Source organism: Sorangium sp. So ce394, from assembly GCF_051474665.1.
GTDB classification, from domain to species: Bacteria; Myxococcota_A; Polyangia; order Polyangiales; family Polyangiaceae; genus Sorangium; species Sorangium cellulosum_D.
Genome location: NZ_CP150339.1, coordinates 5,334,110 through 5,350,367 on the forward strand (window position 1 = coordinate 5,334,110; position 16,258 = coordinate 5,350,367).

The following is a 16,258-nucleotide window of genomic DNA, read 5'->3' on the forward strand; positions in this document are numbered from 1 at the left end:
TGGCCCCTGGTCGATGTTCGATGATGGGGTTCTGCTGCTATCTGTCGATGTCCCATCGGGGGACGAGCGCTGCCGTGGGCCTGCTTGAATGGATGCCGTCGCGCGGGGATCGCGGCGCGACTCGATATCTCCAGTCGAGCTGAACAGGGCTCTCCCAGGAGCCTCCCAGGAGGCCGCGCACTCGGCAATTCCGCCATGCGCAGCGACGATTGGCGCTGGTGATGTGTCTCGTATGGATTATGGTGCGCCGCGAGAGGGTGGGGGAGTCGGCGCCGGAGCGCCGGAGTCGTGGGCTTCCACGGACAGGTCGGTCATCGCAATGAAACCGCACGAATCCGACGGACTCATGAGTGATTCCATGGACTCCGGTGCTGCATTCGAGACGCTCGTCGAGCTGGGCCGTGGCCGCGCGGCTTGCTTCGGTGACGAGCTCGCGTACAGCTTCCTTGTAGACGGCGAGTCCGAGCGGCTCGATGTCACGTTCGCGGAGATCGATCGACGGGCGCGCGCCGTCGGCGCCGCGCTCCAGGCGATCGCGGCCGCGGGCGAGCGCGCGGTGCTCCTGTACGCGCCCGGGCTCGACTACGTCGCCGCGTTCCTCGGCTGTCTCTACGCCGGCGTGGTGGCCGTGCCGGCGTACCCGCCGGATCCGGCGCGCCTCGGCCGGACGCTGCCCCGCCTCGAGGCGATCGCCGCCGACGCGGGCGCCCGCGTCGTGCTCACCACCGAGGCGATCGCGGCGATGGGCGACGCGCTGGCCGAGCAGGCTCCGGCGCTGCGCGCGGGGCGGTGGGTCAGCACCGACGCGCTCGCGCCCGGCGTCGAGGAGGCCTGGCGTCCGCCCGCGATCTCGCGCGGTACGCTCGCGCTCCTCCAGTACACCTCGGGCTCGACCGGGGCGCCCAAGGGGGTGATGCTCACGCACGGCAACCTGCTCGCGAACCTCGGCGCGATCGCGCGCGGGTTCCGGACCGGCCGCGCGTCGCGCGGGGTGATCTGGCTGCCGCCGTTCCACGACATGGGGCTGATCGGCGGCGTGCTCGAGCCGCTCTACGCGGCGTTCCCGGTCGCGCTGATGTCCCCGCTCGCGTTCCTCGAGCGCCCGATGCGGTGGCTGCGCGCCGTCGCGCGCTTCGGCGCCACGGTGAGCGGCGGGCCGAACTTCGCGTACGACCTGTGCGCGCGCAAGGCGACCGCGGCCGACGTGGCCGCGCTGGACCTCTCGACCTGGGACGTGGCGTTCACGGGCGCGGAGCCGGTGCGGCACGAGACGCTGGAGCGCTTCGCCGCGACGTTCGCGCCGTGCGGGTTCCGGCGCGAGGCCTTCTACCCGTGCTACGGGCTGGCCGAGGGGACGCTGATCGTGACGGGCGGCGAGCGCGGCGCCGGGCCCGCGCTCGCCACGGTCGATCGCGAGGCGCTCGCCGGCGGGCGCGCGGCGCCGCCTGCGCCGGGGCGCGCGGCGCAGACGCTCGTCGCGTGCGGCCGCGCCGTCGACGCCGGCGGCGAGGTGCGGATCGTCGATCCGGTCTCGACGCGGGATCGAGAGGACGGCGAGGTCGGCGAGATCTGGGTGCGCGGGCCGAGCGTGTCGCGCGGCTACTGGGGGCGCGCCGAGGCGACCGCCGAGGCGTTCGGCGCGCGGCGCGAAGGCGCGCCGGACGAGGGGCCGTACCTGCGCACGGGCGACCTCGGCTACCTGCGCGACGGGGCGCTCTTTGTGACGGGGCGGCTCAAGGACCTGATCCTCGTCCGCGGCCGGAACCTGTACCCCGACGACCTCGAGCGCACGGCCGAGGCGAGCCACCCGGCGCTGCGCCGGGGCTGCTGCGCCGCCTTCGGCGTCGAGGCGGAGGGCGAGGAGCGGCTCGTCCTCGTCCAGGAGGTCGACCCGCGCGGGGCACCCGACCTCGCGGAGGTCGTCGCGGCGGTGCGCCGCGAGGTGCAGCTCCAGCACGACGTGGCGGCGCACGCGGTGGTGCTGATCGCGCGGGGGACGATCCCGAAGACCTCGAGCGGCAAGATCCAGCGCGGCGCCTGCCGCGCGGCGTTCCTGGCCGGCGACCTCGAGGAGCTCGCGCGCGGGTCGCTGGACGCCGGCGCGCCGGAGGGGCGCGCGATCGAGGCGCCGTCGACCGACCTGGAGCGGGAGGTCGCCGCGATTTGGCGCGAGGTGCTCGGGGCGCCGCGGCTGGGGGCGACCGACGGCTTCTTCGAGCTGGGCGGCGACTCGCTCGCCGCGATGCAGGTGATCGGGCGCCTGGAGGCCCGGCTCGGGCTCCGCGTCGCGCTGAGCGCGCTCTTCGAGGCGCCGACGGTCCGCGCGCTGTCGCGCCGGATCGAGGCCGCCGCCCGGCCGGCAATGGCCCTCGGCGCGCTCGGCGGAGGCGAGGGCGGCGCGGGCCCGGGGCCGATCCCGCGCGCGCCCGACGCGGCGGATCACCCGCTCTCCTACGAGCAGGAGCGCCTCTGGATCCTCGACCAGCTTCTCCCCGGCCTGACGGCCTACAACCTGGCCCCGGCGGCGCGGCTCCGCGGCGCGCTCGACCGGGAGGCCCTCGGGCGGGCGCTCGAGGGGCTGGTCAGCCGCCACGCCGCGCTCCGCGCCACGTTCGCGGCGAGCCCGGACCCGGTGCAGCGCATCGGCGAGCGCCGCGACGTCCCGGTGCGCTTCGTCGACGTGTCCGACCAGCCCGAGGGCGAGCGCGAGCGCGCGGTGCGGCTCGCCGCCCGCGCGGAGCTCACGACGCCGTTCGACCTCGCCGCCGGCCCGCTGCTCCGGGCCCGCCTCGTGCGGCTCGGGCCGGAGGAGCACGTCCTCGTGCTCGGCGTGCACCACATCGCGATCGACGGGTGGTCGTTCGCGCCGCTCCTCCGGGACCTGGGCGCCTTGTACGAGAGCTGTCGTCGCGGGGGCGCTCCGGCGCTCCCGCCGCTCGCGGCGCAGTACGTCGACTTCGCCCGCTGGCAGCGGCAGGCGCTCTCGGGCGCGCGCCTCGAGGGGCTCGTCGCGTGGTGGGCGCGGCGCCTCTGCGACCTGCCGACGGTCGAGCTGCCGACGGATCGGCCGCGCGGCGCCGTCCAGACGTTCGCCGGCGCGGAGCGGACGACGGTGCTCCCCCGGCGCCTGCTCGGCGATCTCGACGCGCTCTGCCAGCGCGCGGAGGTCACGCGGTTCATGGCGTGGCTCGCCGTGCTCGCCGTGGCGCTCCGGCGCGCCACCGGCCAGGACGATCTCGCGATCGGCACCGCGGTCGCGAACCGGCCGCGCCCCGAGCTCGAGGGGCTCGTCGGCATGTTCGTGAACACGCTCGTCCTGCGCGTGGACCTCGCCGGCGACCCGAGCTTCGCCGAGCTGCTCCGGCGCGCCCGGGGGACGGCGCTCGAGGCGTTCGAGCACCAGGACGCGCCGTTCGAGAAGGTCGTCGAGGCGCTGCAGCCGAGGCGCGACATGAGCCGGTCGCCGCTCTTCCAGGTGATGCTCGTCGTCCAGAGCGCGCCGATGCCCGCGATGGCGCTCGGCGGCCTCGAGGTCGAGCTCCTCGACCTCGGGGTGGAGGCGACGCGCTTCGACCTGCGCTTCTCGGTGGAGGCGCGCGGCGGCGAGGAGGTCGTCTCGCTGCAGTACAACACCGACCTCTTCGACCCGCACACGGCCGACGAGCTCCTCGAGTCGCTCGTGCAGATCGCGGAGCGGGCGGTCCGCGCGCCGGAGGCGAGGGTCGCGGCGCTCCTGCTCACGCCCGAGGAGCGCCGGCGCGCGCTCGTGACGTGGAACGCGACCGAGGAGCCGTACGAGGACCACCTCTGCCTGCACGAGCCGTTCTTCGCGCGGGCGAGCGAGCAGCCGGACGCGGTCGCGGTCGTCGCAGGCGGCCTGCGGCTGACGTACGCGGAGCTGCGCCGGCGCGCGCTCGCCGTCTCGGCGCGCGTACGGAGCGCCGGACAGGGGCGCGGCCAGCTCGTGGCGATCGCGATGGACAAGGGCTGGGAGCAGGTCGCCGCGGCGCTCGGCGTGCTGCACGCCGGGGCGGCGTACCTCCCGATCGATCCCGCGCTGCCGCGCGAGCGGCTCGCGCACCTGCTCGCGCACGGCGAGGCGCGCCTCGCGCTCACGCAGGCGCACGTCGACGCGCGGATCGACTGGCCCGCCGGGGTCGAGCGCGCGCTCGTGGACGAGCTGGACGAGCTGGGCGAGCTCGACGACGCCCTTCGCCTCCCTCAGCGCGCCGCGCCCGCGCCGGGCGACCTCGCGTACGTGATCTACACCTCCGGATCCACCGGCCAGCCGAAGGGGGTGATGATCGACCACCGCGGCGCGGTGAACACGATCCTCGACGTGAACCGCCGGTTCGGCGTCGGGCGCGACGACCGCGTGCTCGCGCTCTCGTCCCTGAGCTTCGATCTGTCGGTCTACGACCTCTTCGGCACGCTCGCGGCGGGCGGCGCCATCGTCCTGCCGCCGCCGGGCCCGGGGCCGCAGCCCGACGCGTGGGCCGCGCTCGTGCGGGCCGAGCGCGTGACCGTCTGGAACTCGGTGCCCGCGCTGCTCCAGCTCGCGCTGGACGCCGCCCCCGCCGGCGCCGGCACGATGGCGCCGACCGACCTCGCGTCGCTCCGCCTGGTGCTGCTGAGCGGCGACTGGATCGACCTGAAGCTCCCCGAGCGGATCCGCGCCGCGTCCCCGGCCGCGCGGATCGTCAGCCTCGGCGGCGCCACCGAGGCGTCGATCTGGTCGATCCTGCACCCGATCGATCGCGTCGATCCGCGCTGGCGCAGCGTCCCGTACGGCCGCCCCATGGCGAACCAGCGCGTCTACGTCCTCGACCAGGCGCTCGAGCCGTGCCCGGTCGGCGTCCCGGGCGAGCTCTACATCGGCGGCGTCGGCGTCGCGCTCGGCTACTTCCACGACGAGGGCCGGACCGCCGCGAGCTTCGTCACGCACCCGGCGACCGGGGAGCGGCTCTACCGCACCGGCGATCTCGCCCGGTACTTCCGCGATGGCGCCGTCGAGCTGCTCGGGCGGGTCGACTTCCAGGTGAAGGTGCGGGGCTACCGCGTCGAGCTCGGCGAGATCGAGGCGGTGCTGCTCCGGCACGCGGACGTGAAGGAGGCCGTGGTCGCCGTCAAGCAGGACCCCTCGGGCGACCGGCGCCTCGTCGCGTACGTCATCGGCGCCGACGGCCTGGATCCGCAGGTGCTCCTCGGGTTCGCGCGGCGGACGCTCCCCGAGTACATGGTCCCGAGCGCGTGCGTCCCGGTGGACGCGTTCCCGCTGAGCGCGAACGGCAAGGTCGACCGCGCGGCGCTCGCCGCGATCGACCCGCGCGGCGGCCAGGGCGAGGCGCCGCGGATCCCGCCGCGCACGCCGACCGAGCGCGCGATCGTCGGGGCGCTCAAGGAGGTGCTCCAGGTCGAGCAGATCGGCGTCAACGAGAACCTCTTCGAGATCGGGCTGACGTCGCTGCTCGCGGTGCGCGCGCAGCGGCTGCTCAAGGAGCGGCTGCGCGCCCCGGTCGCGGTGGCGGACCTGTTCCAGTCGCCGACGATCGAGGCGCTCGCCGCGCGCGTCGACGCGAGCGATCCGGCGCGCGGGTCGACCGACGCGGCCGAGCAGCGCGCGGACGCGCGCCGGGACGCGGCGCGCCGCCGGCAGGCCGCGCGCGGGGAGCGGTCGAACGGATGAGCGCGATGGCACCCGGAGACGAGCACGAGGACCTGGGCGGCGCCGTCGCCGTCATCGGCATGGCGGGGCGCTTCCCCGGCGCGGACGACGTCGACGCGCTCTGGGCCAACGTGGTGAACGGGGTCGAGTCGATCACGTTCTTCCCGGAGCACGAGCGCGAGGCGCACGCCGCCCTGCCGGAGGCGCCGGGCGCCGCCCCCGTCGCCTCCGTCGTTTGCGCGGGCGGATTGCTGAATGGAATCGAGGACTTCGACGCGGCGTACTTCGAGATCCCGCCGCGCGAGGCGCAGCTCATCGACCCCCAGCACCGGCTCTTCCTCGAGTGCGCGGTGAACGCGCTCGAGCACGCCGGCTGCGACCCGGCGCGCACCGCGGGGGCGATCGGCGTCTTCGGCGGGTGCGGCCCGGGCGCGTACCTGCTCCAGGTCGTCTCGCGCCCCGATCTGGTCGCGGCCGTCGGGCTGCGCGCCCTCACGCTGGCGAACGACAAGGACTACCTGACCACGCGCGTCTCGTACAAGCTCGACCTCCGCGGGCCGAGCGTGCTCGTGCAGAGCGCCTGCTCGACGTCGCTCGTCGCGGTCCACGTCGCGTGCCAGAGCCTGCTCGGCTTCGAGACCGACGTGGCCCTGGCCGGGGGGGTCTCGGTCGCGGTGCCGCAGAAGGGCGGCCACGTCCACGTGCCCGGGGGCATCATGTCGCCCGACGGCCGCTGCCGGCCGTTCGACGCGCGCGCGGCGGGCACGGTCGCCGGCAGCGGCGTCGGCCTTGTCGTGCTCAAGCGCCTCGCCGACGCGCTCGAAGGCGGCGACTGCATCCACGCCGTCATCCGCGGCACGGCCGTCAACAACGACGGCAGGAAGGCGAGCTTCAGCGCGCCGGGCGTCGCCGGGCAGGCCGCCGTCATCACCGAGGCGCACCGCGTCGCGGGGGTCGATCCGGGCTCGATCGGCTACGTCGAGGCGCACGGCACCGGCACGCTGCTCGGCGACCCGGTCGAGATCCAGGCGCTGACGACCGCGTTCCGGCGGCGCACCGACGCGGTCGGCTCCTGCGCGCTCGGGGCGCTCAAGGCCAACATCGGCCACCTCGACGCCGCGGCCGGCGTGGCGGGGCTCATCAAGGCGATCCACGTCGTCCGCGAGGGGGTGGTCCCCCCGTGCGTCCACTTCGAGGCGCCGAACCCGCACATCGATTTCGGGTCGACGCCGTTCTTCGTGCCCACGTCGGCCGGGCCCTGGCCCTCGGGCAAGCCGGCGCGGCGCGCGGGCGTGAGCTCGTTCGGCATCGGCGGCACCAACGCTCACGTCGTGCTGGAGGAGCCGCCGGCCGCCCCGGCCGCGGCGCCGTGGCGCAGGCCCGCGTGCGTGCTCGCGCTGTCGGCCCGCAGCGAGCGCGCCCTCGACGCCGCGTGCGGCGCGCTCGCCGCCCACCTCGACGCCCGCCCCTCGCTCGACCTCGGCGACGTGGCGTTCACGCTGCAGGTCGGCCGCCGCGAGCACGCGCATCGCCGCGCGGTCGTCGCGGCGTCGCTCGGCGAGGCCCGCGAGGCCCTCCGCGCCCCGCGGAAGGGCGCGCCCGCCGCGGCGGGGCGGGGGGCCGTGTTCCTGTTCCCCGGGCAGAGCGCGCAGCGCCTCGGCGCGGGCGCCGGGCTGTACGCGGCCGAGCCCGAGTTCCGGCGGGCCTTCGACGCGTGCGCGCAGGTCGCCGGCGACGCGGCCGGGATGGATCTCGCGCGCGTCGCCTTCGAGGCGGGCGACGGCGACGGCGCGCGCCTCACGGCGACCGATCGCGTGCAGCCGGTTCTCTTCGCGGTCGAGTACGCGCTCGCGCGGCTCTGGATGTCGTGGGGCGTCGAGCCCGCGGCGATGCTCGGGCACAGCCTCGGCGAGTGGGTCGCGGCGTGCCTCGCCGGCGTCGTGACGCTCGAGGACGCGGTGGCGATCGTGATCGAGCGCGGGCGGCTGACCCAGGCGATGCCCCCGGGGTCGATGCTCGCGGTGGGCGCGCCGGCCGAGCGGCTCGAGGCCTTCCTCCGCGACGGGGTCGAGATCGCCGCGTGGAACGCGCCGGGGCTCGTCGCGCTCTCGGGGCCGTCCGGCGCCATCGATCAGGTGCAGGCGGCGCTCGAGGCGCAGGGGACGTTCGCGCGCCGGCTCGAGACGTCGCACGCGTTCCACTCGGCGCTGCTCGACGGCGCGGTCGAGCCGTTCCGCGCGCGCGTCCGCCGCGCCGCGCTCCGGCCGCCGCGCGTGCCGTTCATCTCCAACGTCACCGGCGCGCCCATCACGGACGAGCAGGCCGTCGATCCGGACTACTGGGCCCGGCACCTGCGCGCGCCGGTCCGCTTCGCGCAGGGGCTCGAGGCGCTCCGCGCCGAGGGGCACGCGGTCTTCCTGGAGGTCGGTCCAGGCCGCTCGCTCACGGCGCTCGCGCGGCGCACCTTGCCGTCGGCGCTGGGGATCGAGGGGCTGCGGAGCGAGCGCGAGGCCGGCTCGAGCGAGCAGCGCCAGGCGCTCGAGGCGCTCGGCCGCCTGTGGGAGGCCGGCTGTCCGGTCGCCTGGCAGCGCCTGCACGAGGGGGAGGGCCGGCGCCGCGTGCCGCTCCCGTCGTACCCGTTCGAGCGGACGCGCCACTGGGTCTCGCTCGCGCGCGGGCCCCGGCCGGGCCCGGAGGCGGCCGCCGCCGTCGACGGGACGCGCCACGAGGGCGGCGCGGGCGCGCCGGCCGCCGCGCCCGCGGATGGCGCGGAGGGGCGCGCCGATCGCGTCGCGCCCCGCACCGAGATGGAGCGGCTGCTCGCGCGCATCTGGACCGAGATCCTCGGCGTCGAGGACATCGGCGTCACCGACGATTTCTTCGCGCTCCACGGCGACTCGCTGATGGCGACGCAGCTCGTCTCCCGCGTGCGCGCGCGGCTCGGCGTCGACGTGCCCGTGCGCGCGCTCTTCGAGGGGCCGACGATCGAGGCGCTCGCCGCGGAGATCGAGCGGCGGCAGGGCGCCGGGGCCGCCCGCAGCGCGCTGCCGCCGATCGTCCCCGTCCCGCGCGGCGGGCGGCTGCCGGTCTCGTCGGCGCAGCAGCGCCTCTGGTTCCTCGACCAGCTCGAGCCGGGCAGCCCGGCGTACAACGTCTCGTTCGCGGTCCGCGCGGACGGCCGGCTCGATCTCGCGGCGCTGCGGCGGAGCCTCGAGGAGATCTGCCGCCGCCACGAGGCGCTGCGCACGACCTTCGCCGCGGCCGAGGGCCGCCCGGTGCCGGTCGTCGCGCCCGCGCCGTCGGTGCCGTGGCGGGTGTCCGACCTCGCGCACCTCCCGGGCGCGGACCTCGAGGCCGAGACCCGGCGCGCCATCGCCGCGGAGGCGCTCGAGGTCTTCGACCTGGCCGCGGGCCCGCTCCTCCGCGCGCACGTGATCCGGCGCGCCGAGCGCGAGCACATCGTGGTGCTCGTCGTGCACCACATCGTGTTCGACGTCTGGTCGGTCGGCGTCTTCGTCGCCGAGTTCGGCGCGCTCTACCGCGCGTTCACGCGGGGGCTGGCCTCGCCGCTGCCGGAGCTCCCGGTCCAGTACGTCGACTTCGCGGCCGCGCAGGGCGCGTGGCTCGCGGGCGAGGGGCTCGAGGCGGAGCTCGGCTACTGGCGGAGGAAGCTCGCCGGCGATCTACCGCGCGTGCGCGTCCCGGCCGACCACGCCCCCGAGGGCGCGCGCACCTGGCGCGGCGCGCGCCACAGCCTCCCGGCCCCCGCGGCGCTGGCCGACGGCGTGCGGGGCCTCGCGCGGCGCGAGGGGGTCTCGCCGTTCATGATCTTCCTCGCCTGTTACAAGGCGCTGCTCCACCAGCGCACCGGGATCGAGGACATGGTCGTCGGGACCGACGTCGCGAACCGGAACCGGCTCGAGACGGAGGGGATGATCGGCTTCTTCGTCAACCAGCTCGTCATCCGCGCCGATCTCAGCGGAAATCCCGCGTTCGCCGAGCTCGTGCGCCGGGTCAGGGACGTGACCCTCGAGGCGTTCGAGCACCAGGATCTGCCCTTCGACCGGCTGGTCGAGGCGCTGCGGCCGCGGCGCGTCGCCGGCCAGGCGCCGCTCTTCGACGCCAAGTTCGTGATGCGCAACGTGCGCGTGCCCAGCATCGAGCTCGACGGGGTCGTGCTCGAGGCGCTCGAGGTCGAGGCCGAGGCGGCGCCGTTCGACTTCGTGCTCACGGTCGCCGAGGGGCCGTCCGGCTTCGTCTTCGGTGTCGAGTACAGCACGGAGTTCTACCGGCAGGAGACCGTGCGCGACTTCCTCGAGGACTACGCGCGGGGGCTCGAGCGCGCGACCTCGCGCCCGGAGGCGACGCTCGCCGAGCTCCGGGAGCACGTCGAGGCCGGCGTCGAGGAGCGCAGGGCCCGCGAGCTCGAGCGCGCCCGCGGCGCGGAGCTCGCGCGGCTCGGCAGCGCCCGGCGCCGCGCCGTGAGGCCGTCCACCCAGGGCGCCGAGGGGAAGGCCCTCGGCCGAGAGGAGCCATGACAGAGACCCTCGAGACAGGCGGGTTCGCGCTCTCGCCGCAGCAGCGGCGGCTCGCGGCGCGGTCGCGCGGCGCCGCGGAGCCGTCGCCGTACCGGGCCGTCGCGCACGTGACCATCGACGGGCCGTGCGACGAGCGGCGGATCGCGTCCGCGCTGCGCGAGGTCGTCGCGCGGCACGAGATCCTGCGGACCACGTTCGAGCTGCCCGACGGCGCGCCCGGGGTCCAGATCGTCGGCGCGCCCCGCGTCGACCTCCGCGTCGAGGCGGACCCCGGCGGCGCGGGCGCCGCGCTGGCCCGCGCCGCGAGCGAGCCGCTCGGCGACCCGCCCCTCCGCGCGGCCCTCGTCCGGCGGTCCCCCGAGCGCCACGAGCTCGTGCTGAGCGCCCCCGCGCTCTGCGTCGACGGCGCCTCGCTCGAGAACATCGTCGCCGAGCTCGCCGCCGCCCTCGGGCGCGGCGCCCCGCTCGCCGACGAGGCCGCGTCGGCCGCGGTGCGGCAGTACGCCGACGTGGCCGACTGGCAGGACGGCCTCCTGGAGTCCCGCCACGCGGCCGAGGCGCAGGCGCTCTGGGCGCGCGAGCGCCTCCCGGACGCGCCCGCGGCGGCGCTCCTCTTCGCGCCGCCGGCGGACGCCCGGCCGGGCTTCCGGCCGCGCCGCGCCGCGATCGCCGTCGATCCGGCCCTCCAGCGGCGGCTGCGCGCGGCCGCCGAGGCCTGTTCCGTCCCGCTGCCGGTCGCGTGCCTCGCCGCCTGGGCGGCGGTCCTGTGGCGGTCGAGCGGCGAGGACCCCGCCGGCGTGACCGTGGCGACCCTGTTCGACGGGCGGACGCACCCGGAGCTCGGGGCCGCGTGCGGGCCGTACGAGCGGTACGTCCCGCTCCGCGTCGCGCCGTCGCGCGGCGAGCCGCTCGCCGGCCTCGCGGCGCGGGTCGCCCGCGGCGAGCGCGAGGCCCGCGCCCTGCAGGACTACGTGCCCGACGCGCTCCCGCTCGGGGCCTTCGGCTTCTCGTTCCGGAGGGCGGCGCCGCCGCGCGCCGCCGCGGGGCTCCGGCTCACGCTCGCGTCGCGCCGCGTGACGACCGAGCCGTTCGCCGCGCAGCTCGTCTGCTCCGAGACGCCCGAGGGCGTCGCGTTCGAGCTGGAGGTCGACGCGTCCGTCGCCAGCGACGAGGACGCGGCGCGCCTCGGCGAGCGCTTCGCCACGCTGCTCGCCGAGCTCACGGCGCGCCCCGGCGAGGCGGTCGCCGCGGAGCCGGTTGACCAATGCGCGTACCTCGGCGCGCGCGAGCTCTCCCGGCTCGACGCGCTGGCCCGCGGGCCCGCGCGCGAGCGTGAGCCCGTGACGCTCGACGAGCTCGTGTCCCGACAGGCCGCGCGCACCCCCGACGCCGTCGCGGTCGAGCACGACGACGCCTCGATCAGCTACGCCGAGCTCGAGCGCCGATCGAACCAGCTCGCCCGTCACCTCGCGTCGATGGGCGTGGGCCGCGAGACGATCGTGGGCGTCTGCCTGCAGCGCTCGCTCGAGCTCGTGATCGCGGTGCTCGGCGTGGTCAAGGCGGGGGCGGGCTACCTCGCGATCGACCCGGATCTCCCTCCCGCGCGCGTCGAGCACATGCTCCGCGAGATGCGCGCGCGCATCCTCGTCACGGACGAGGCCACCGCCGACGAGCTCCCGTCCGGCGGGTGCGCGGTCGTCTGCGTCGACGGCGACGCCGCGATCGCGCGCGCGAGCGGCGCGTCGCTCGGCCCCCCGCGCGCGCTCCCGGACAACGTCGCGTACGTGATCTACACGTCCGGCTCGACGGGCCGGCCGAAGGCGTCGCTCACGTCGCACCGCGCGATCGTGAACCAGATGGGCTGGGTGCAGGAGCGGTGGCCGCTCGGCGAGGGCGACCGCATGCTCCTCAAGGCGCCGTTCGGCTTCGACGTCTCGGTCTGGGAGGTCTTCTGGCCGCTCCTCGCCGGCGCGCGGATCGTCGTGGCGCGCCCCGGCGGCCACCGCGACCCGGCGTACCTCCGCCGCACCATCGAGCGGCACGGGGTGACGATCGCGTACTTCGTCTCGTCGATGCTCTCGGCGTTCCTCGCGGACGCGCCGGGCGCCTTCCCGGCGAGCCTCCGCCGCGTCCTCGTCGGCGGCGAGGCCGTCCCCGCCGAGCTGACGCGGCGCTTCTTCGCGGCGGCGGCCCACGCCGACCTGATCAACATGTACGGCCCGAGCGAGGCGTCGATCGCGGTGACCGGGTGCTCGCTGCCGCGGGGCGAGGCCGGCGCGGTCGTCTCGATGGGGGAGCCCGTGGCGAACGGCGAGATCGTCCTGCTCGACGCCGGGATGCGGCGCGTGGGCCTCGGCGTGACGGGCGAGCTGTACATCGGCGGCGTCCCGCTCGCGCGCGGCTACGGCAACAGCCCCGAGCAGACGGCGCTCCGGTTCGTGCCGCACCCGTTCGCGCGCACGCCGGGCGAGCGGCTCTACAGGACCGGCGACCTCGCGCGCTGGCTCCCGGGCGGGACGCTCGAGTTCCAGGGGCGCACCGATCACCAGATCAAGCTGCGCGGCCACCGGATCGAGCTCGGCGAGATCGAGGCCGCGCTCGAGGCCCTGCCGGCCGTGCAGCAGGCGGTGGTGATGCTGCGCGAGGACGCCCCGGGGCACCCGCGGCTGGTCGCGTACGTGGTGCCGGCGCCGGGCGCGCCGCTCCCGCCGGACCTGCGCGAGGCGCTCCGGGGCCGCCTCCCGAGCGCCATGCTCCCGTCCGCGGTGGTCGCCCTGGAGGCGCTGCCGCTCTCGCAGAACGGCAAGGTGAACCGCGCGGCCCTGCCGCCCCCGGACCCGGCGGCGGGCGACCCGGCGGCCCCGCGCGTCCCGCCGCGCACGCCCACCGAGGCGCTGCTCGCCGGCATCTGGCGCGAGGTGCTGAGCGCCGGCGAGGTCTCCGTGCTCGACAACTTCTTCGACCTCGGCGGGCACTCGCTCCTCGCGACGCAGGTCGTCGCCCGCGTGCAGCGCGCGCTCCGCGTCGAGGTCCCGCTGCAGCTCGTGTTCGACCGGCCCACGATCGCGGCGCTCGCGCCCGCGGTCGAGGCGCTCGCCGCGCGGGCGGCCGCCCCCGCGGAGGGCGCGACGGCACCTTCGCCCGCCGAGGCGCCGTCGATCCCGCGGCGCCGCCTCGAGCGCGCGCCGCTCTCGCACGCCCAGCGGCGCATGTGGTTCCTCGAGCAGCTCACGCCGGGCACCGCGATGTTCAACGTGCCCACGGCGGTGCGCCTCACCGGCGCGCTCGACGTGCCCGCGCTCGAGCGCGCCGTCGCCGGCCTGCTCGCGCGCCACGAGTCGCTGCGGTCCGCGCTCGTGTCGGTCGACGGCGAGCCGGTCCAGGTCGTGCGCCCCGCGCCGGCCGCGCCGCTCGTCGTGATCGACCTGCGGGCCGGGTCGCGATCGCTGGAGGGCGCGATCGCGGCCGAGGCGTGGCGGCCGTTCGACCTCTCGACCGGGCAGCTCCTGCGCGCCGCGCTCTTCCGGGTCGACGCCCGCGAGCACGTGCTCGTGATGACCATCCACCACATCGTCTCGGACGACTGGTCGATGGGCGTGCTGGTGCGGGAGCTCCTCGCGCTCTACGCCGGCGCCGCCCTGCCCGAGCCGGCCTTGCAGTACGGCGATTACGCGGCCTGGCAGCACGAGGCGCCCGTGGACCAGGCGCAGCTCGACTTCTGGCGCGAGCGGCTGCGCGGCCTCCCGCTCGCGCTGGGCCTCCCGAACGACGGGCGCAAGGCGCAGGGCCCGGAGGACCGCGCGGGCGCGAGCGAGGAGGTGGGCGTCGCGCCGGCGCTCGCGCGGGCGCTCGAGGAGCTCGCGCGCGCCGAGGGCGCGACGCTCTTCATGGTGCTGCTCGCGGCGCTCGACGTCCTGGTCCACGCGTTCACGGGCGACACCGACATCCCCGTCGGCACGCCGCTCGCGAACCGGCGGCGGGCCGAGCTGGAGGGGCTCGTCGGCCTGCTCGTGAATCCGGTCGTGCTCCGCGTCGACGTCTCCGGCGAGCCGACGTTCGCCGAGCTCCTCGCGCGCAGCCGGCAGACCGCGCTCGACGCGTTCGCCCGGCAGGACGTCCCGTTCGACCTCGTGGTGAACGAGCTCCGGCGCGAGCGCGACGTTGCCCAGAACCCGCTGTTCCGCGTCTGGCTCGCCCTGCAGAACGCGCCGAAGGCCGCGGTCGTCGTGCCGGGCCTCCGCGCCGACCTGATCCCGCTCTACCCGCCGATCGTCCCGTTCGATCTCTCCATCCTGCTGTGGCCCACGGACGAAGGCGGCCTGCGCGGGTATTTCGAGTTTCGCCGGAGCCAGTTCGACGCGGCGGCGGTCGCGCGATTGCCGCGGGTCTTCCTGCGGCTCCTCTCCGCGGTGGTCGAGCGGCCCCGGGCCCCGGTCGCCGAGCTCGCCGCGTTCGTCCGCGAGGAGGACGCGGCGTTGCGCAAGGAGGAGGCCGAGGCGTTCCGGCAGCGCGCAGGCCAGCTGCGCAAGCGATCGGCCGAAAGGGAGCGATCCGGTGCTCCCGAGGCGCGCGCGGACGGGCCTCATCTCGAGAAACCTTAACGCCGACGACCCGTGCAACGCGGCGGACGTGCGGTGAAGAGAGGAATGGACGATGGCCGATAGGACCGTATTGGAGCGACTCGGAATGGGTCGTCTCCCGGGTGATTTCTTCGAGCAGCGGACTGCGCGGCAGTTCCGGTTCAGGATCTTCGAGGACGTGGTCAAGGCCTGCTCGCGGCCTTCGCGGTACGACGACGCCGCGCTCCCCTGGATCCGGTCGCTCTATGCCGGCGCCCCGAGCGTGGCGCTCTACGCCCACGTGCCGTGGTGCGTCGAGGAGTGCACGTACTGTTATTACTGGGGGAAGATCGACAAGCGCTCGGAGATGCAGCGCTTGCTCGAGGCGGAGCGGGCCCACGCGCGGCTCATGGACGAGCTCTGCGGCCTGCGCGAAAAGAGCGTGCCCTCGATCTATTTCGGCGGCGGCACGCCGACGGTCCTCCCGCGCGACATGCTGGAGGAGCACCTCGCGTTCTTCACGAGCTACCGCCTGACGCCCGACGCCGAGGTCTGCGTCGAGGCCAGCATCGGCACGCTCGGGCGCGAGAAGCTCGACGTGCTGGAGCGGTACGCCACGCGCCTGAGCATCGGCGTGCAGGCGTTCAACGACCGGCTCCTCGGCATGGTCGCGCGGACGTTCTCGCGCGAAAAGGCGATGGACGTGCTGCGCGAGGCGATCGCGCGCATCCCGTCGGTCAACATCGACCTCCTGTACGGGCTCAAGACGCAGACGCGCGCCGAGTTCCTGGAGTCGGTCGAGACCGCGATCGCGCTCGAGACGCCCTCGATCACCCTCTATCGCCTGGAGGTCCGCGACGATCCGCCGCTCGTGCGCGAGTACGAGGCCGCCCCGGGCGCCTTCCCGAGCGAGGTCGAGTGCCGCGTGATGCGCGCCGAGGCGAAGGCGCTGCTCGAGGGCGCCGGATACCGCGAGAACCTCGTCGGCTGGTTCCTCAAGCCGAAGGTCGCGGACACCAAGGTCTACCGCGAGCGGTGGGAGAAGCAGACCCCGTGCGTCGCGTTCGGGCCGCACGTGCAGAACTACGGCCCTGGCCACTTCTATATCAACGTCGACGACAAGGAGGAGTACATCGCGCGCGTGAACGCCCGCTCGCTGCCCATCGGCACGAAGTACGAGCTCGGGCCGCTGGAGCGGATGTACATCCTGGTCCTCGCGCTCTGGAAATCGAACCGCCCGGTGGATCTCGCCGAGCTGCGCGCGTCGTTCGACGACGCGCTCGTGCAGCGGTTCGCCGCGTCGACCGCGAGGTACGTCGACTGGGGGCTGCTCACGAGCGCCGGGGCGGTCCTGTCGCTCACCCCCGCGGGGGAGTCGCTGCTCGAGTGGCTGCTCGGCGATCTCATCCAGCAGCTCTCGACGTCGCGCCCGGCGCCCGAGCGGCTGAACGACCGCCGCTCGCTCCCGCTCTTGTGATCATGGACGCGATGTGCAG

4 protein-coding genes are annotated in these 16,258 nt (G+C 75.8%); all 4 read left to right on the forward strand.

The genetic code is table 11. From position 1 onward, the window contains the following. Positions 1-358 precede the first annotated feature (358 nt). The 4 genes from WMF33_RS19565 to WMF33_RS19580 all read left to right on the forward strand — a co-directional run bounded on the left by WMF33_RS19565 (position 359) and on the right by WMF33_RS19580 (position 16,239). Entirely contained in the window at positions 359-5,686 is a 5,328-nt protein-coding gene (locus tag WMF33_RS19565; protein WP_437338558.1) for an amino acid adenylation domain-containing protein, read from the forward strand. Between the two features lie 5 nt (positions 5,687-5,691). After that, the gene (locus tag WMF33_RS19570) at positions 5,692-10,203 is read left to right on the forward strand and encodes a type I polyketide synthase (RefSeq protein ID WP_437338559.1); all 4,512 of its coding nucleotides are present in this window, start codon (positions 5,692-5,694) and stop codon (positions 10,201-10,203) included. Continuing rightward, positions 10,200-14,804 carry an amino acid adenylation domain-containing protein gene (locus tag WMF33_RS19575; protein ID WP_437338560.1) on the forward strand — a complete coding sequence of 1,535 codons (4,605 nt, stop codon included), beginning with the start codon at positions 10,200-10,202 and terminating at the stop codon, positions 14,802-14,804. The genes WMF33_RS19570 and WMF33_RS19575 overlap by 4 nt, the downstream gene beginning before the upstream one ends. A gap of 85 nt (positions 14,805-14,889) precedes the next feature. Further along, positions 14,890-16,239 (forward strand): radical SAM protein, encoded by a 1,350-nt coding sequence (locus WMF33_RS19580; RefSeq protein ID WP_061621870.1) that lies wholly within the window; start codon positions 14,890-14,892, stop codon positions 16,237-16,239. Positions 16,240-16,258: the final 19 nt, after the last annotated feature.

Bases quoted from the DNA above. Each gene is read 5' to 3' on its own strand.
- WMF33_RS19580 (WP_061621870.1), top strand. From the start codon at position 14,890: ATGGGTCGTCTCCCGGGTGATTTCTTCGAGCAGCGGACTGCGCGGCAG.
- WMF33_RS19565 (WP_437338558.1), top strand. From the start codon at position 359: ATGGACTCCGGTGCTGCATTCGAGACGCTCGTCGAGCTGGGCCGTGGC.
- WMF33_RS19575 (WP_437338560.1), top strand. From the start codon at position 10,200: ATGACAGAGACCCTCGAGACAGGCGGGTTCGCGCTCTCGCCGCAGCAG.
- WMF33_RS19570 (WP_437338559.1), top strand. From the start codon at position 5,692: ATGGCACCCGGAGACGAGCACGAGGACCTGGGCGGCGCCGTCGCCGTC.